The organism is Rheinheimera tilapiae (genome assembly GCF_042432165.1).
In the GTDB taxonomy this organism is placed as follows: domain Bacteria; phylum Pseudomonadota; class Gammaproteobacteria; order Enterobacterales; family Alteromonadaceae; genus Pararheinheimera; species Pararheinheimera tilapiae.
In genome coordinates, this window is the sequence record NZ_JBHLXP010000003.1 from 403,140 (window position 1) to 419,050 (window position 15,911).

The 15,911-nt window shown below is 53.3% G+C and carries 16 protein-coding genes; 8 read left to right on the forward strand and 8 right to left on the reverse strand.

Going from position 1 to position 15,911, the window contains the following annotated elements; all coding sequences use genetic code 11:
* The first annotated feature begins 3 nt into the window (after nt 1-3).
* Nucleotides 4-1,410 (forward strand): nitrogen regulation protein NR(I), encoded by a 1,407-nt coding sequence (glnG, locus tag ACFFJP_RS12715; RefSeq protein ID WP_377244468.1) that lies wholly within the window; start codon nt 4-6, stop codon nt 1,408-1,410.
* 111 nt (nt 1,411-1,521) lie between these two features.
* Here glnG and ACFFJP_RS12720 read toward each other — a convergent pair whose 3' ends face one another.
* Nucleotides 1,522-1,965, reverse strand: a complete 444-nt coding sequence (locus ACFFJP_RS12720; RefSeq protein ID WP_377244470.1) for a Spy/CpxP family protein refolding chaperone — start codon at nt 1,963-1,965, stop codon at nt 1,522-1,524.
* Nucleotides 1,966-2,161: 196 nt separating this feature from the next.
* Between ACFFJP_RS12720 and ACFFJP_RS12725 the strand changes: the two genes are divergently transcribed.
* Genes ACFFJP_RS12725 through ACFFJP_RS12735 form a run of 3 tightly spaced genes read left to right on the forward strand, consistent with a single transcriptional unit; the run spans nt 2,162 to nt 5,252 of the window.
* Nucleotides 2,162-2,857 carry a response regulator transcription factor gene (locus ACFFJP_RS12725; RefSeq protein ID WP_377244473.1) on the forward strand — a complete coding sequence of 232 codons (696 nt, stop codon included), beginning with the start codon at nt 2,162-2,164 and terminating at the stop codon, nt 2,855-2,857.
* Nucleotides 2,857-4,248 carry an ATP-binding protein gene (locus ACFFJP_RS12730; RefSeq protein ID WP_377244476.1) on the forward strand — a complete coding sequence of 464 codons (1,392 nt, stop codon included), beginning with the start codon at nt 2,857-2,859 and terminating at the stop codon, nt 4,246-4,248. The genes ACFFJP_RS12725 and ACFFJP_RS12730 overlap by 1 nt, the downstream gene beginning before the upstream one ends.
* Nucleotides 4,245-5,252: an alpha/beta fold hydrolase gene (locus ACFFJP_RS12735; RefSeq protein ID WP_377244479.1), complete on the forward strand. Its 1,008-nt coding sequence runs from the start codon at nt 4,245-4,247 to the stop codon at nt 5,250-5,252. Before ACFFJP_RS12730 ends, ACFFJP_RS12735 begins: the two co-directional genes overlap by 4 nt.
* Here ACFFJP_RS12735 and ACFFJP_RS12740 read toward each other — a convergent pair.
* Complete coding sequence (locus ACFFJP_RS12740) at nt 5,209-6,096, reverse strand: cation diffusion facilitator family transporter (protein ID WP_377244482.1); 888 nt, start codon at nt 6,094-6,096, stop codon at nt 5,209-5,211. The genes ACFFJP_RS12735 and ACFFJP_RS12740 overlap by 44 nt on opposite strands.
* A gap of 25 nt (nt 6,097-6,121) precedes the next feature.
* Nucleotides 6,122-6,586, reverse strand: a complete 465-nt coding sequence (locus ACFFJP_RS12745; RefSeq protein ID WP_377244485.1) for a tRNA (cytidine(34)-2'-O)-methyltransferase — start codon at nt 6,584-6,586, stop codon at nt 6,122-6,124.
* A 158-nt stretch (nt 6,587-6,744) separates the two neighbouring features.
* Here ACFFJP_RS12745 and ACFFJP_RS12750 point away from each other — a divergent pair, with 158 nt between their 5' ends.
* The gene (locus ACFFJP_RS12750; RefSeq protein WP_377244488.1) at nt 6,745-8,502 is read left to right on the forward strand and encodes an EAL domain-containing protein; all 1,758 of its coding nucleotides are present in this window, start codon (nt 6,745-6,747) and stop codon (nt 8,500-8,502) included.
* Nucleotides 8,503-8,516: 14 nt separating this feature from the next.
* Here the strand turns inward: ACFFJP_RS12750 and gpsA are convergent, their stop codons facing one another.
* The 4 genes from gpsA to ACFFJP_RS12770 are packed head-to-tail and all read right to left on the reverse strand — an operon-like array spanning nt 8,517 to nt 10,739.
* Nucleotides 8,517-9,515: an NAD(P)H-dependent glycerol-3-phosphate dehydrogenase gene (gene gpsA / locus ACFFJP_RS12755; protein ID WP_377245716.1), complete on the reverse strand. Its 999-nt coding sequence runs from the start codon at nt 9,513-9,515 to the stop codon at nt 8,517-8,519.
* Between the two features lie 17 nt (nt 9,516-9,532).
* Nucleotides 9,533-10,015 (reverse strand): protein-export chaperone SecB, encoded by a 483-nt coding sequence (secB, locus tag ACFFJP_RS12760; RefSeq protein ID WP_208932002.1) that lies wholly within the window; start codon nt 10,013-10,015, stop codon nt 9,533-9,535.
* A gap of 21 nt (nt 10,016-10,036) precedes the next feature.
* On the reverse strand, nt 10,037-10,300 hold the full coding sequence (grxC, locus tag ACFFJP_RS12765; protein ID WP_377244491.1) for a glutaredoxin 3: 264 nt from the start codon (nt 10,298-10,300) through the stop codon (nt 10,037-10,039).
* Between the two features lie 13 nt (nt 10,301-10,313).
* The gene (locus tag ACFFJP_RS12770; RefSeq protein WP_377244494.1) at nt 10,314-10,739 is read right to left on the reverse strand and encodes a rhodanese-like domain-containing protein; all 426 of its coding nucleotides are present in this window, start codon (nt 10,737-10,739) and stop codon (nt 10,314-10,316) included.
* A gap of 225 nt (nt 10,740-10,964) precedes the next feature.
* Here ACFFJP_RS12770 and gpmM point away from each other — a divergent pair, with 225 nt between their 5' ends.
* Genes gpmM through ACFFJP_RS12785 form a run of 3 tightly spaced genes read left to right on the forward strand, consistent with a single transcriptional unit; the run spans nt 10,965 to nt 14,796 of the window.
* A complete protein-coding gene (gpmM, locus tag ACFFJP_RS12775) occupies nt 10,965-12,509 on the forward strand; it encodes a 2,3-bisphosphoglycerate-independent phosphoglycerate mutase (RefSeq protein WP_377244497.1) in 1,545 nt (514 codons plus the stop codon).
* Complete coding sequence (locus ACFFJP_RS12780; protein WP_377244500.1) at nt 12,509-13,666, forward strand: murein hydrolase activator EnvC family protein; 1,158 nt, start codon at nt 12,509-12,511, stop codon at nt 13,664-13,666. The genes gpmM and ACFFJP_RS12780 overlap by 1 nt, the downstream gene beginning before the upstream one ends.
* A gap of 50 nt (nt 13,667-13,716) precedes the next feature.
* The gene (locus ACFFJP_RS12785; protein WP_377244503.1) at nt 13,717-14,796 is read left to right on the forward strand and encodes a divergent polysaccharide deacetylase family protein; all 1,080 of its coding nucleotides are present in this window, start codon (nt 13,717-13,719) and stop codon (nt 14,794-14,796) included.
* A 65-nt stretch (nt 14,797-14,861) separates the two neighbouring features.
* Here ACFFJP_RS12785 and rpoH read toward each other — a convergent pair whose 3' ends face one another.
* Complete coding sequence (gene rpoH / locus ACFFJP_RS12790) at nt 14,862-15,716, reverse strand: RNA polymerase sigma factor RpoH (RefSeq protein ID WP_208932008.1); 855 nt, start codon at nt 15,714-15,716, stop codon at nt 14,862-14,864.
* Nucleotides 15,717-15,911 lie beyond the last annotated feature (195 nt).

Here is a 15,911-nt window from a genome sequence, read left to right on the forward strand (position 1 = left end):
CCCATGACGCAGAATGTCTGGATCATTGACGACGACAATTCCATCCGTTGGGTGTTGGAAAAAGCCCTGTCACGCGCTGGTATCGTCTGCGAGAGTTATGCCTCGGCAGATTTGATGCTGCAACGGCTGGAATTTGATCAACCTGCAGTTGTGGTGTCCGATATCCGGATGCCTGGCACCGATGGCATGCAATTGCTGAGCAAGCTGCAGGAGCTGGCGCCGGAACTGCCGGTGATTATCATGACGGCACACTCCGATCTCGACAGCGCCGTCAACGCGTTTAAACGCGGCGCTTTTGAATATCTGCCCAAACCATTTGATGTGAATGAAGCGGTGGCCCTGATCAGCCGCGCGCTGGAACATGCCCACGCGAAAAAACCTCGTGCCAGCACCAGCACACCTTCACACGTACCCGAAATCATCGGTGAAGCGCCGGCGATGCAGGAAGTGTTTCGGGCGATTGGCCGCTTGTCCCGCTCCAGCATCAGTGTGCTGATCAATGGCCAAAGTGGTACCGGTAAAGAACTGGTGGCGCACGCGCTACACAAACACAGCCCTAGAGCCGAATCGCCGTTTATCGCGCTGAATATGGCGGCTATTCCAAAAGATCTGATTGAATCCGAATTATTTGGCCACGAAAAAGGCGCCTTTACCGGCGCGGCAACTTTACGCAAAGGCCGGTTCGAACAAGCCGACGGAGGCACTTTATTTCTTGATGAAATCGGCGATATGCCACTCGACGTGCAAACCCGTCTGCTACGCGTGCTGGCAGATGGGCAATTTTATCGCGTTGGTGGTCATCAGGAAGTCAGTGTGGACGTACGGATCATCGCAGCAACCCACCAAAATCTGGAGCAACTGGTTGCTGAAGGGAAGTTCCGCGAAGACTTGTTCCACCGGCTCAATGTGATCCGGATCCATATTCCGTCGCTGCGAGACCGCAAACAAGATATTCCAAAGCTGACCCGGCATTTCCTGGCACAAGCCGCACGCGAAATGAATGTGGAAGCAAAAGATCTGGCGTTGGAAACCGAAAAGTTTCTGGCGCAGCTGGATTGGCCGGGCAATGTGCGGCAACTGGAAAACACCTGCCGCTGGCTGACCGTGATGGCTTCCGGCAAACAAATCCTGTTATCTGATTTACCGCCGGAGCTGACCAGCGCGCCAAAACCGGTGACCACCAGCAGCGATGGCCAACACAGCTGGCAGGATTTACTGGCGCAATGGGTCACACAGAAACTGGCAACCGGCGCAGAAGACATTCTGGCTGAAGCCGGCCCGGAGTTTGAACGAATTGTGTTGAAGCAAGCTTTACAGTTTACCCATGGCCACAAACAAGATGCCGCCAAACGGCTCGGCTGGGGCCGCAATACGTTGACACGCAAGCTCAAAGAACTTGATATGGAATAGCGACACCGCTGCGCCTTCACATGTAAAAAACCGGGCTCAGGCCCGGTTCTTTTCATCATTGCGCAGACAACTCAGGCGCGCCGGCACCTGAACTGCGACATGACCTCGGGCTTAGTCGTCTTTCCCTGTATGCTCGGCCATCCGTTCACGCATTTTCGCCATCCGCTCGTCCAGCTTCGTTTTCTGCTCTTCAGTTAACAAAGCGCGGATCTGGTGCTGCAATTTTAGCCGTTCCAATTGATGCTCCAACATACTGGCCTGCTGCTTCTCCAGCAGTATACGCGCAGCCGCTTCATCAAATTGATCTGCTTTAACCAGCGCCTGCATGGCTTCATGTTGTTTCATCGCTGCCGTATCTGGCTTTTCGGCTTTGCTGGCAGCGACCAAGGTCCGGATTTGCTCCCGTTGTGCATCCGTCAGGTCAAGGCCTTTGAGCATCCGCACCGCCGGGTCACCACCATGCTGACCGTGACCGGCGAAAGCAGGTTGAGACAGCAACAAGGCGGCGCCGAATAACGCAGGAATTAATTTTGATACTATTTTCAATGTGTTCATTTTTATCTCTCCAGTAGGTTCGGGCATTACAAACAGCGGTCTGTTTTGTATGATGCAAGCATAAGCGACTGGCTGCAAAGCAACGCAAAGCCGCCGTAAAGGTTTGGTAAAGACACTTGTCCGGGCATGTCTGCTGCTTACACTAAGCGCACCACCCACAGTGATGGCCCTATAGCAGTAGCTAAGAAGGTTTCCGATGCAACACCCGAATATCCTGCTGATTGATGATGATGCGGAGTTAAGCCAGCTGGTCACCGACTATTTGACGCTGGATGGTTTTAGTCTCGATCATGCCGCAGATGGCATCAAAGGCTTGCAGAAGGCGCAGACCGGCGCCTATCAGCTGATCTTGCTGGATGTGATGCTGCCTGGCCTTGATGGACTGTCTTTACTGCGGCAACTGCGTCAGACCAGTTATTGCCCGGTACTGATGCTGACTGCCCGCGGCGATGACATCGACCGCATTCTCGGTCTGGAACTGGGTGCCGACGATTATCTGGCTAAGCCGTTTAACCCACGCGAACTCAGTGCCCGGGTAAGGGCTATTCTGCGCCGCGTCGAACTGGCGCAGCAACCGCAACAACATCAGGCCCCATTGTTAGAACTGAATCAGGTCACGCTGAACCGGCAAAATCGCCAGGTTCACTGTCAGGGCTTGGCCATTGTCCTGACCGCGACAGAGTTTCAGCTGCTGGAATATCTGATGCACCATGCGGGTCGTGTGGTTAGCAAAGAAGAGCTCAGCAAAGAAGTGATGGGCCGGGTGCTGCAACAATATGACCGCAGTCTGGATATGCATGTCAGTAATATCCGGAAAAAACTGGCACAGGGCAGCGACCATGAAAAAATCCAGACGCTGCGCGGCAGCGGCTATTTGTTTCTGGAGTCCTGATGCAACTGAAATGGGTCAATCCATGGCGTTTTCTGGCGTTCCGGCTATTCAGCTGGTTCTGGCTGGTGCTGCTGCTGACAATTGCTGCCGCCTGGCTTTTGGCCAAAGCTTTTCTCGATGACACGGTGATCCGTCGCCTGCCACCCGGTGTGCATGAACATGCTGATCGGATGCTACACAGTTTGCAACATTTTGACAGCGTTGAAGATTTATTGAAGCGGCTGAACCGGCGCGAGAACAATCGCTGGTTACTGGTCGACCCGGTCAGCCAACAAATTCTGAACGCACACATTCTGCCGCGCGGTTTTGACCAAAGCTGGTTAACCGAATTATCGCAGTTTGAAAAACCACGTTTGTTTTTGCATCGTCATATCAGTCTGGCCGGCCCGTTTTTTGTCCGTCTGAATGGCCAGCCGCTGGTGTTATATCAACAACAACCCCGCCCTGACCGGCCCGGCATGTTGGGCCTTGCTCAGTTACCGGAATTGACGATACCGCTGCTGTTTTTATTGGTGTCAGCCCTTGCCAGTATTGGCCTGGCCCTGACGATCACCCGACCGCTGCGTCAGTTACAACAGCAGAGTCTGCAATTCGCCAGCGGTGACTTAACCAGCCGGGTGCAACAAGCTGCGGCGCGCAATGACGAGATCGGTGAGTTGGCGCGAGGCTTTAACACCATGGCCAGTCAAATCGGCGCTTTATTGCAAAATCAGCAGCGCCTGCTGCGTGATATTTCGCATGAGCTGCGCTCACCGCTGACCCGTGCGCAGCTGGCTATCGCACTGGAACAACGGCAAGGCGGTGGTAGTCAGCTGCCACGTCTATCGCAAGAGCTGGATAAAATTGACAGTATGCTCGATGAGCTGCTGACATTCAGCCGGCTCGATGCCGGACAATATCAACTGCAATTGCAGGACCTTGATTTGACCGAGCTGCTGGAAGAAATTATCCAGGTCAATCAACTGGAAGCCAGTCAGAAACAGCAACAAATACAGCTAGAAGCACCGCCACAGTGCTGGTTACAGGCCGACAGCCGGCTGCTGGCGCGAGCCGTCGAGAACGTACTGCGCAATGCGATTAAATACAGCCCCACCGGTTCAGTGATCAGGCTGCAGTTGCAGATTGATGCCGGGCAACTCCAGCTCTGTGTCTGGGATCAAGGCCCAGGTATCCCAGAAAGTGCCCTACAGGCGATTTTTGAGCCATTTTACCGGGTATCCGATGCGCGCACAGCTGGCGCGGGAGGTACCGGGCTGGGTCTGGCGATCGCGGCGCAGGCGATGAAACAGCATCAGGGTCAGATCACCGCACAAAATATCTATCAGGCGGAGCAGGTGCATGGTTTGCAAATTTGTCTGCAAATGCCGGCACAGCAGGAGCTGAATCTTTGAAGTATTTTCCGCCGCTTCAGGCGCAGCTGCAGGCTGACGCGCTGAATGACAACAACGTCAGGCAGCAACTGCAGCAATGCTGGCAGCAATTTGTTAAAACCGAGCTTTATAGTCGCGACGGTACCCGATTTTGTCTGTACAGCCGTACCAGTTTGCCTGGCTGGCGTAAACCGCATGCGGCCTTGCTGATAGTGCCGGGGCGCATCGAAGCCGCGCATAAATATGCCGAACTGGCGCAGGATGCACTTTGTAGTGGTTATCAGGTATTTGTCATCGACCACCGCGGCCAAGGTCTGGCACAGCGGCCTGAACCCGACCCGCAACTGGGTGATGTGACAGATTTTCGCCGCTACAGTGACGATCTGATGCAGGCGGTCAGCACTGTCCGCAGTCAAACCGACTTACCGCTACTGGCGTTGGCGCATTCGATGGGCAGCGCCATCTTGTATCGCTATCTACAAATGACGGCTCTGCCGCTGTTGGATGCAGCCATTTTCTGTGCACCGATGTTTGGTATTCCGACAGGCCCGCTGCCACGCTTGAGCCGCTTTGTGGCCATGCTGATGCAGCAGCTGAACCAGCGCTTCAGTCGGGCTGGCTGGTATGTGCCGGGACAGGGCCCCTATCAAAACCTACCATTTGCCGACAATGCGCTGACACTCAGTGAAGAGCGTTATCAGTGGTTTCGGGATTTATATCAGCAATATCCGGCCTATCAGCTCGGTGGTGTCAGCTGGCGTTGGCTGCATCATGCACTAGAGGCCTGTACGCAGATCCAGCAAGGCGTGGTACCGGCTGTGCCGATGCTGATCCTGCAAGCGGGTGCCGATACGGTGGTGGACAATCAGGCGCAAAACAAGCTGGCCGCGCGTTGCGCCATCGAACTACATCAGATCGCCGACGCCCGGCATGAATTACTCGCAGGCACCGATGCGCAGCGCCAACAGGTGTTTAGTCTGATCAATCTTTGGTTGCAGCGTGTGGCAACGGGTCCGGGTGAATAATCACTTCCGCATCGCGGTAAAACGCCGCGATTTGCTGCTCCGCCAAATCGGTCACCTGATGCGCTTTTTGTAGACTCCAGTCCTGCGGCAACAACAGCCGCAGCTGGATAAAAATACGCGGCCCGGCCCGACGGGTGCGCAGCTGCTCAACGCCGAGGACTCCGGGCATTTGCAGCAGATGCTGCAAAATTTGCTGCCGTTCGGCTTCCGGCAATTCTTCATCCAGCAGATGCACCATACTTTCCCGCAACAACTGCGCGGCATTAAACAACAAATAAAGGGCGATCAGAATGGCGATGGCTGCGTCAGCCCAGAGCAGACTGTTTTGTACCAAATACAACGCCAATAACACTGCGGCATTCATCAGCAGGTCACTGCGGTAGTGAGCTTGATCTGCTGCTACAGCCAACGAGCCGGTTTTTTTGATAATCCAACGCTGCAGCAATACCAGCGTCAGCGTCAGGGCACTGCACAGCAGCATGGCCCAGATGCCATTATTGATAGCGCCAATTGGCGCCGGCAGATAAATCCGGTTTACGCCCTGATATAACAGTACAAATGCGGCGCCGGCCAGAAAAGCTGCCTGAAATAACGCCATCACCGCTTCAGCTTTGCCATGACCAAACCGGTGATCGTCATCCGCTGGTTTTAATGCATAACGCAACGCGACAAAGTTCAGCAACGACACAGCGACATCCATCGTCGCATCCATCAACGACGCCAATATCGAAGCGGCATTGGTATCGATAGCGGCAAACAACTTGATGATGACGATGATCAGCGCAATGCCAATCGTCAGTTTGCCCGAACGGCGTACCCAAAGATTGTATTCATGGCTGGTCATCGCTGGTCCTTGTCAGTTCACAGAGTTACAACGCGCCGGCAAACTGCTGCTGACGCCAGGCTTCATAACAAACGATCGCCACAGAGTTGGCTAAATTCAGACTACGCGCATCAGGCATCATCGGGATCCGCAAGCGCAGCTCTGGCGGAATAGCATTGCGGATCTCATCCGGTAACCCTGAGGTCTCGGAGCCGAATAACAACAAATCACCGGCCTGATACTGTAATTCAGTGTGAGGCCGGCTGCCCTTGGTGGTCAACGCCAGTACCCGCACCGGCTTCACCGCATCCAACATCGCCTGATAACTGGCGTGCCGGCAGACATTCGCCAAATCATGATAATCCAGTCCGGCACGGCGCAGCTTTTTTTCTTCAAAATCAAACCCTAATGGTTCAATCAAATGTAAATGACAGCCGGTATTGGCAGCAAGCCGAATAATATTGCCGCAATTCGGTGCGATTTTGGGTTCAAATAAAGCGATATGAAACACAACAACTCCTGCGCCAAGACAAAGCGCGAGTATACCGCAGTCTGACAACGTAGCGTGACAGCAGAGGTCAGACTGTTACCAATTTTCCCTGCATTTAGTGGCGATTTTTTAGACAGGCATTTATAGTAAACCAGTGTTGCTGTGCAAGGAATGCCAAAATGACTACACCATTATGGATCCAATACCTGCTGGCCATCGTCAGCGGTTTTCTGCTTTGTCTGGTGCTGATGCAGTTACAACGCGCGCGCCGCACGCCATTACATAACACGCCGCTGTTGCAGTTCCTGCAACAACAATCCAATGCCTATTGGCTCACCGACCCACAAGCGATACCGCTGTGGCACAATCACGCTACCCGTCATCCTGCGGCCAATACCCGGCTGGCACAGCAGCTGTTTTTCTCTGCCGAAGGACTGGATCCTGGTCTGCCGGACATCCTGGCGATGCTGCAAATCAGTCCGCATTGGCAAGGCCAGGTCTGGATTGGCAGCAGTGATCGCCAAGCTTATCAGCTGAATGTACGGGTGCTTAGCGGCTATCGTCAGCGCTTTTTGCTTTGGCACTGGAAGCCACTGCAGGCGGCGCTGGAGCAGGCACAGGCACAGATCAGCGCCTATGCTGACCCGGTGACCAAATTGCCATCAGCAACGCTGTGGCACTATTGGTTACAGTCTCAACTGCACCGCCATCAGGCGAAATATCATAGTCTTGCCGTGTTGTTACTGGAAATGAATGACTATCCCGCTATTGTGCGGAACTTCGGTCAGACTGCTGCAGATGGTCTGTTGCAACAATTGGTGAACAACGTGCAGGCAGAGATCCCGGCCAGCGCTTTTATGGCCCGGCTGGCGCCACATCAGCTGGCGTTGCTACTCAGTCTGGACGGACATGCTGAGCAGGCCGAACAACAAGCGATCCAACTCAGCCGCGAAATACTGCAGTTTTGTCAGGGACCATTTTTTATCCCGCAGGCAGAGTTGCGGTTGGACTGTCGGGCCGGGATCGCGATTTTCCCCGAAGCTGGCCATGATGCCGACGAATTGCAGGCGCACGCTGCACACGCGCTGCACATCGCGGCCACGCTGCCGGAACGAATGCATCTGTGGCAGATGCAGGGGAAAAATCCGGCACCGGGCCTGCAATTGCAATATGAGTTGCAACAAGCATTGACGCAATATCAATGTGAGATTTGGTCACAACCAGTGATTGAACTGGCGACCGGCATCGCTACCGCATTCCGGTTGGAACTGTATTGGCGTTCACCACAACGGGGTTTATTAAGTTATGCCGAGTTAAAACCTCTGGCAGAACAGAGCGGTCAGTTGCTGGCGCTGGAGCGCTGGGCGTTTTGTCAGATCTGTCAGTTGGCGGAGTTATGGCAACGTCTGGGCCCGCTGCCACCGCTGCAGGTCGAATTGTCTGCGGCGAACTTTCGTCACTGTGGACTGCTGAATTTTTTGCAAAGTCAGCTGGAGGACCACCAACTTCAGGCCAATCAGTTTGTGTTGTGCTTGCGGGAAGATGGCTGGTTACAGGATCCAGCAGGCTTCAGCAAACAGGCTGAGGAACTGAAAGCGGCCGGATTTGGCTTGATGATTGTCGAGGTTGGCGATGGCTTAAGTTCGCTGCAATTATTGCAGCAACCCTTCTGGCAGGCTGCAGAACTTTCAGCAGCAATGATCAAGCAGCTGGAAGAATCTGAAACACAACGGAATGCCTGTGCCAGTCTGATCCGACTGCTGGTCCATCTGGGACTGAAAGTCTGTACCCAAGGCACTGACAGGGAAATGCAGGCGTATTTACTGCATGTCATGGGCGGTTATGGTTGTCGTGGCGCGCACTTCAGTACGATGCGATTAGTCGATGGCCGGCAACAACCCTATGGCGGGCAACAACAATGGCGGATGGCCGGATAACCTCTGTTGCGGTACTACTCGTCGCGTTTTTCGCGGCCCAACAGATCAAGCGCAGCAGCTCGGGCATCTTTGCCCTGATACAACACCTGATAAATTTGTTCAGTGATCGGCATTTCGACACCGACGCGGGTCGCCAGATTGTAAACTTCGCGGGCATTACGATAGCCTTCGACGACTTGTCCGATCTGCGTGATCGCATCTTCAACGCCAACGCCCTGCCCTAACAGCAAGCCAAAACGGCGGTTGCGGGACTGGTTATCAGTACAGGTCAGGACTAAATCACCTAAACCTGCCATCCCCATAAACGTTTCTTTTTTCGCGCCTAAAGCACAACCTAAACGGCACATTTCGGTCAGGCCGCGCGTAATTAAAGCCGTGCGGGCATTCGCGCCAAAACCAATGCCATCTGCCATGCCGGCACCAATCGCAATGACGTTTTTCACCGCCCCACCGAGCTGCACGCCAATAAAATCAGGGTTGGTATAAACACGGAAGGTTTTGCCGCAATGCAGCAAGTCTGACAACACCGTAATAAACTCGGCGTCGGTCGATGACAATGAAATCGCTGTAGGCAAGCCTTTTGCCAATTCTTTGGCAAAAGTCGGACCGGATAACACAGCCAGCGACACCTCATCACCGAGGATATCGCGCGCGACGTCCTGCAATAACCGACCACTGTCCGGTTCCAGACCTTTCGTGGCCCAGGCTACACGGGCGTGAGGTAATAAAAATGGTTTAATTTGCCGCAAGGTATCGGCAAAAGCATGACTAGGCACCACCACCAGCACATTCTGGCTGGCTTTCACGGCGCCTTCCAGATCAGCGGTCACTTCCAGCTGTTCTGGTAACACAATCTCCGGCAGATAACGGTGATTGATCCGATCCCGCGTCATCGCCGCGATATCATCCGCATTGCGGCCCCATAACAAGGTGTGATGCCCGTTACGTGCCAGACAAATCGCCAGCGCCGTACCATAAGAGCCGGCGCCCAATACCGTAATTGCCGAAGTCATGTTCATGCGGCGGCTGCTTAGTTTGGCAGCTGTGCCTGAGCTTCCGCCTGACGTTGTTGCACATATTGAGCAAACAGCGCGTCAAAGTTAACCGGAGCCAGGTTCAGTTGTGGGAAAGTGCCACGGTTCACCAGATTTGCCACAGTTTCACGGGCATACGGGAACAGAATATTCGGGCAGAAAGATGCCAGCATATGGGCCATTTGTGCGTCCTGCAGTTCAGGCACTGCAAAGATACCGGCTTGTTGCACTTCACACAGGAAAGCTGTTTCGCCGCCAACAGTCGTGGTGACAGTCAGAGACAGGATGACTTCAAACATATTGTCTTCCAGCTTCTCGCTGCGAGTGTCCAGATCCAGCTTTACTTCTGGTTGCCATTCTTTGCGGAAAATTGCTGGTGCATTCGGTGATTCAAACGAAATGTCTTTGACATAGATGCGCTGGATTGCGAATGGGACTTGCTGCTCATCCGCAGCTGGGTTCAGTTGTTCGTCGGCCATGATGGTTCCCTGGAAATACGGTTAAAGTTGCAGCAGTGTGTCTAACCGACCCTGCGCGTCAAGCGCATGCAGGTCGTCACAGCCACCGATATGTTGATCGTTGATGAAGATTTGCGGCACAGTGCTACGCCCGCCTGATCTTGCAATCATTTCTGGTCTGAGCTCAGGTTGTGCGTCGATTTTAATTTCGTTAAACACAACACCTTTGTGGCTGAGCAGAGCCTTTGCGCGCACACAATACGGACAATATTCTTTGGTGTAAATAGTGACGCTGGGACTGCTCATGGACCTGCTCCGGTTATTTTTTTACCACAGGTAAACTGGCTTCAGCCCATTTACCCATACCACCGCCCAGCACAGATACGCGACTGAAACCAGCGGCTGACAGTTGTTTGGCCGCACCTTGCGCGGACATGCCTGCCTGACAGACCACTATAATGGGTGCGTCTTTGGACTTTTCAAGGCCACTGATTTGGCTGGATAACTGCGCCAGAGGAATATTGCGGGCGCCAGTGATGTGACCCCGTTTAAAGTCATCGTTGCTGCGGATGTCCAACACCAGCGCATCTTCACGGTTGACTTGTAAAGTCAGCTCGGTCGGGCTGACAAATTTGATTTTGGAAAAAAATGACTGCACATAACTGACGATAATCGCCAGCAGCAGACCTACCCAGATCACCACGACAATCGGGTGATTTCCGGCAAATTCGACGTATTGTTGCATAACATTCCGTTCAGTTGGTCAAAGCTCAGGCGCCGGAGTATAACGGGTTTCAATGGCAAAAACAGCCCTTCGCCTCCGGCCGAAACACCCATGTAGCAAAGGCTGCGGCTGATTGCGCAGTTTCTGCACAGCATTGATTGGAGTCACCGCTGAATTTCGGTAAGATAAACAGTGAATCGAGATTAAAAAGAATGTTGATCAAGCAACGAGAAAGCGGAGCATGTTATGGCGAAGTCTGGCAAACCCCTGGTACTTTTGATTCTGGATGGATGGGGCTATCGCGAAGACCCGGCTGATAATGCCATCGCGCAGGCCAATACCCCGGTGATGGACCGGTTGTGGCGTGATTGTCCGCATAGCCTGATTTCAGGCTCAGGTCTGGACGTGGGTCTGCCTGATGGTCAGATGGGCAATTCTGAAGTTGGCCATGTAAATTTAGGCTCAGGCCGTGTGGTGTATCAGGAACTGACCCGCATCACCAAAGCCATCAGTGATGGCGATTTCTTCGAAAACCCAGTGTTAACCGGTGCCGTGCAACAAGCAGTGCAAGCAGGTAAAGCTGTGCATTTAATGGGGTTACTATCCCCGGGTGGTGTGCACAGCCACGAAGATCACCTGATAGCGATGATAGAGCTGGCCGCACGCCAGGGCGCTGACAAAATTTATCTGCATGCGTTCCTCGATGGCCGCGACACACCGCCACGCAGTGCAGAAGCATCATTATTACGCGTCGAGCAACGCTGCCGCGAACTGGGCAAAGGCCAGATCGCCAGTGTGATCGGCCGCTATTTTGCGATGGACCGCGACAAACGCTGGGACCGCGTCGAACAAGCCTATGATTTAATTGTTGATGGCGTCGCCGCATACACAGCAACCGACGCAGTATCTGCACTGCAGGCTGCGTATGAGCGTGGTGAAAATGACGAATTCGTCAAAGCCACGGCGATTGTCGGCGACGATGGCAAGCCGGCACAGTTACAGGATGGCGATGCACTTATCTTTATGAATTTCCGTGCCGATCGCGCCCGCCAGTTCAGCCGCACCTTCACTGAACCTGCCTTTGATGATTTTGCCCGCAAACGGGCGGTGCAGCTTGGTGCTTTTGTCCAACTGACCGAATACGCCGCCGATATCAAAGCACCGGTAGCCTATCCGCCAGAAAGCCTGAACAATGTGCTTGGCGAATGGCTGGCAAAACACCAGAAAACCCAGTTGCGCATTTCCGAAACGGAAAAATATGCCCATGTCACTTTCTTTTTCAGTGGCGGCCGTGAAGACGTATTCCCAGGCGAAGAACGGATTTTAGTGCCATCACCGAATGTCGCTACTTATGACCTGCAGCCGGAGATGAACTCCACGCTGCTGACCGACAAACTGGTGGATGCCATTCACTCTGGCAAATTTGACGTCATTATCTGTAATTACCCGAACGGCGATATGGTCGGTCATACCGGTATTCTGTCTGCCGCTATCAAAGCAGTAGAAGCCGTAGATCACTGTATTGGCCGGGTAGTGGCCGCGCTGGAAAGCGTCGGTGGTGAATGTATTATCACCGCAGATCATGGCAATGCTGAGCAGATGGTCGACCACGAATCCGGTCAGGCCCACACCGCTCACACCTCAGATCCGGTGCCACTGATTTATGTCGGCCGGCCGGCGGACGTGGTGGATGGTGGTATTCTCAGTGATATTGCGCCCACAATGCTGACTTTGCTTGGCATGCCGGTACCAGCTGAAATGACCGGTAAAGTGTTGTTCCACGTCCGGTGATGCGACTTCATCGCCTGCGGGCGCGGTCGGTACAATTCAGCATTAGCCTGCTACTGAGCCTGTTGCTGAGCCTATCAGCACAGGCCCAGCAATCCGACACGGCCAAAGTCCGGCAGGAGCTCAAATCGGTGCAGCAGGATATCGCTCACACCGAACAACAGCGCCGGCAACAACAACAAAAGCTGCAGGATACAGAACAGCAGCTGAAACAGGCAGACCTTCGTTTAGCTGAAGCGGCTGCTGCGGTTGCAGTGCAACAACAGCAGTTGCAGGCGCTGGACGAGAAAATGGCGGAACTGGCGAGCCGGCAACAACAGCTCGAGCAACAACGGCAAACCCAGCAGCAGCTGTTGGCCGCGCAAGTCAAAGCAGCTTACCAAGTCGGCGGGCACGACTACACCCAGTTACTGCTGAATCAGCAGGACGCGTTAAAACTAGAGCGTCTGCTGACTTATTATCAGTACTTCAATAACGCCCGCATCAAACAACTCCAGGCCGTGAAACAAACGGTTAGCGAGCTGGAGCAGTTGACGACAGTGCAGCAACAAACCCGGCATGAACAAAGTTTGCGACTGGATGAACTGACGTCACAGCAACAGGATTTAGTCACAGCGAAAAATCAGCAACAACAAAGTGTGCTGAAACTTCGCCAGTTGTTAGATGAACAAAAACAGCAGCTGGCTTACCTCAAGGATAATGAAAAAAGTCTGCAGAGCACTATCACCAAGCTAAAGGCTGAAGCGGCCAATCGCAGACTGGCTTATAAAGGCAAAAAACAAGGACAGCTGCCATGGCCGGTGCAGGGGGCGTTAACGCAGAAGTTTGGCGCGGCACAAGGCGGTCAAACCACGGCCAGCGGTATTTTGATTCAGGCCAGCAATGGCCAGCCGGTGCGCGCAGTCGCAGATGGCCAGGTGATTTATGCTGATTGGTTGCGGGGTTATGGATGGGTCATTGTGCTCGATCACGGCAACGGCTTGATGAGTTTATACGGCCATAACCAGAGTTTGCTGAAATCCCCGGGCGATGTAGTGCGAAGTGGCGACCATGTCGCGCTGGTCGGCCAGAGTGGTGGTCGCGATCGCAGTGGGCTTTATTTCGAAATCAGGCAAAAAGGTGCAGCGGTTGACCCGCTGCGCTGGTTGCGAAATCCGTAACAACAGGCATAATGCCGGCCTGAAATTCAGCCGGCGCTTTGCCAAGATCAGTGAATCAATCCAGCGTGCGTATTTTCCAGTCGTTATGTGTTCTCAGTTGTTTCTGGTTGTCGGTACAGGCGCAATCGCTGCCACCGCAAGTGGCCATTATTATTGATGATATTGGCTACCAGAAAGTCGATCCGGACATTATCCAACTGCCCTATCCGCTGACCGTCGCGGTAATGCCATTCACGCCAAATGGCATTGAAATGACGGCATTGGCCGGTCAGCATGGCAAAGAAATCATGTTACATATGCCAATGGAAGCTGTGGCACAAAACCATTTACTCGGTAAAGGTGCGCTGCGCCGTCCGATGAACAAGCAACAGGTGCAGCAAGCGCTGCGCAAAGCGCTTGATAGCGTGCCACAGGCCATTGGTATTAATAACCATATGGGCAGCCTCTATACGTCACTGCCGGAACAAATGGATTGGGTGATCGAGGTGGTTGCCGAGCGCCGGCTGTACTTTATCGATAGCAAAACCACCGGCAAAAGTGTTGTTCCCGCCATCACGCAAAAACATGGGGTCAAAAGCCGCAGCCGTGACGTGTTCCTCGACAATGATAAGTCTTACAAAGCGCTGGATCGCCAGTTTAATCAACTGATCCAGCTGGCAAAACAACATGGTCATGCCGTCGCAATCGGCCATCCTTATCCGGAAACTTACCGCTATCTGAAGAAAAATTTACCGCGGTTGGCCCAGCAAGGGATTAAAGTGGTGCCGGCATCGGCCTTGCTTGATTTGCCGTCTGCCCCAGCTCAACTGATTGCCAGCACGGCCAAAATTACAGCGCCTGAGCCAGCAAAGCGACAACCGCAGCCAGCTCCTCAACCGGTTGAAACGGCCAATATGCCGGCTGCAACAATAGTGCAGGAGCAGGTCGCAACAGCAGCGCCGACGGTGCTGAGCGACATTAACGAGCCTGTGCCTGAATTGATCCCATGGCACCCACCCTATCTGCCGCAACTACCGGGCTTTGACACACCAGCTGCATTACCAGTACCGGAACCGGTGTGGCGACGCTTCTACCCGCAACCGGCAGAACTGCCGGTTCCAGTGTCGCCAGTGCCATTATTACTGCGCTAAGGCGTTTCATCGCGAAAAAAAAATGCCAGAGCAAGCTCTGGCATTTTTTTGTGATGATGGAAAACTCAGGCAACCATCGCTGCGTGTAATTTCTTCATCGCATTCTTTTCCAGCTGACGTACCCGCTCAGCCGACACCTGATAACGGTCTGCCAGTTCCTGCAGCGTCAGTTTTTCATTATCCAGCCAACGGGCGCGGATAATGTCCTGGCTGCGTTCATCCAGCGTGCGTACCGCAGCCTGTAAGCGTTCCAGTGCAGCACCTTCGCTTTGATCTTCTTCAAAGTTGTTCGCCAGATCGGAGTTTTTATCATCGAGGAAAAACACCGGCGCACTGAAATTGTTGTCATCATCATCGTCCTGCGCATCAAACGCCAGGTCATGGTTGCTCATACGTGCTTCCATTTCCCGCACTTCATATTCAGGCACACCTAAGGATGCAGCGACGTTTTTCACTTCATCGTGGCTGAACCAACCCAGATTTTTCTTTGATTTACGCAGATTAAAAAACAGTTTACGCTGTGCTTTGGTCGTTGCAACTTTGACGATACGCCAGTTTTTCAGCACAAACTCATGAATTTCGGCTTTGATCCAGTGTACGGCAAAAGACACCAGCCGCACACCAACAGAAGGGTCAAACCGCTTCACTGCTTTCATCAGGCCGATATTGCCTTCCTGCACCAGGTCGCCAATCGGCAAACCGTAACCTGAATAGCTGCGGGCGATGTGCACGACAAACCGTAAGTGCGACATAATCAGCTGGCGGGCGGCATCAAGGTCACCGTGCTGCTGCAGACGTTCAGCCAGAGCGCGTTCCTCTTCAGCAGATAGCATCGATATAGTGCTGACAGCGTGAGTATAAGCTTCGAGGCTACCGCTACCGGCGACTGACAATGTCATCAATTGATTCGCTTTGGTCATGAACAAACTCCTGTGGAGACTTGAAAGTGGACTCATGTTAGCACTCTTTGACAGAGAGTGCTAACGGCAGTTCCCGCGTTTTTAAGAACCGAATTGTATTAAAATGTGAATTTGAGAATATAACTTCATAAGACAAACGCCGATTTTCCGATATGCTCAAAGTATCTCATCAGCTGTCTGGTCCACTTTATTACA

Coding starts and splice junctions, on each gene's coding strand:
- secB (WP_208932002.1), bottom strand. CDS start 10,015: ATGGCCGACGAACAACTGAACCCAGCTGCGGATGAGCAGCAAGTCCCA.
- ACFFJP_RS12730 (WP_377244476.1), top strand. CDS start 2,857: ATGCAACTGAAATGGGTCAATCCATGGCGTTTTCTGGCGTTCCGGCTA.
- ACFFJP_RS12740 (WP_377244482.1), bottom strand. CDS start 6,096: ATGACCAGCCATGAATACAATCTTTGGGTACGCCGTTCGGGCAAACTG.
- gpsA (WP_377245716.1), bottom strand. CDS start 9,515: ATGACTTCGGCAATTACGGTATTGGGCGCCGGCTCTTATGGTACGGCG.
- ACFFJP_RS12720 (WP_377244470.1), bottom strand. CDS start 1,965: ATGAACACATTGAAAATAGTATCAAAATTAATTCCTGCGTTATTCGGC.
- ACFFJP_RS12780 (WP_377244500.1), top strand. CDS start 12,509: ATGCGACTTCATCGCCTGCGGGCGCGGTCGGTACAATTCAGCATTAGC.
- ACFFJP_RS12725 (WP_377244473.1), top strand. CDS start 2,162: ATGCAACACCCGAATATCCTGCTGATTGATGATGATGCGGAGTTAAGC.
- ACFFJP_RS12770 (WP_377244494.1), bottom strand. CDS start 10,739: ATGCAACAATACGTCGAATTTGCCGGAAATCACCCGATTGTCGTGGTG.
- glnG (WP_377244468.1), top strand. CDS start 4: ATGACGCAGAATGTCTGGATCATTGACGACGACAATTCCATCCGTTGG.
- gpmM (WP_377244497.1), top strand. CDS start 10,965: ATGGCGAAGTCTGGCAAACCCCTGGTACTTTTGATTCTGGATGGATGG.
- rpoH (WP_208932008.1), bottom strand. CDS start 15,716: ATGACCAAAGCGAATCAATTGATGACATTGTCAGTCGCCGGTAGCGGT.
- ACFFJP_RS12750 (WP_377244488.1), top strand. CDS start 6,745: ATGACTACACCATTATGGATCCAATACCTGCTGGCCATCGTCAGCGGT.
- grxC (WP_377244491.1), bottom strand. CDS start 10,300: ATGAGCAGTCCCAGCGTCACTATTTACACCAAAGAATATTGTCCGTAT.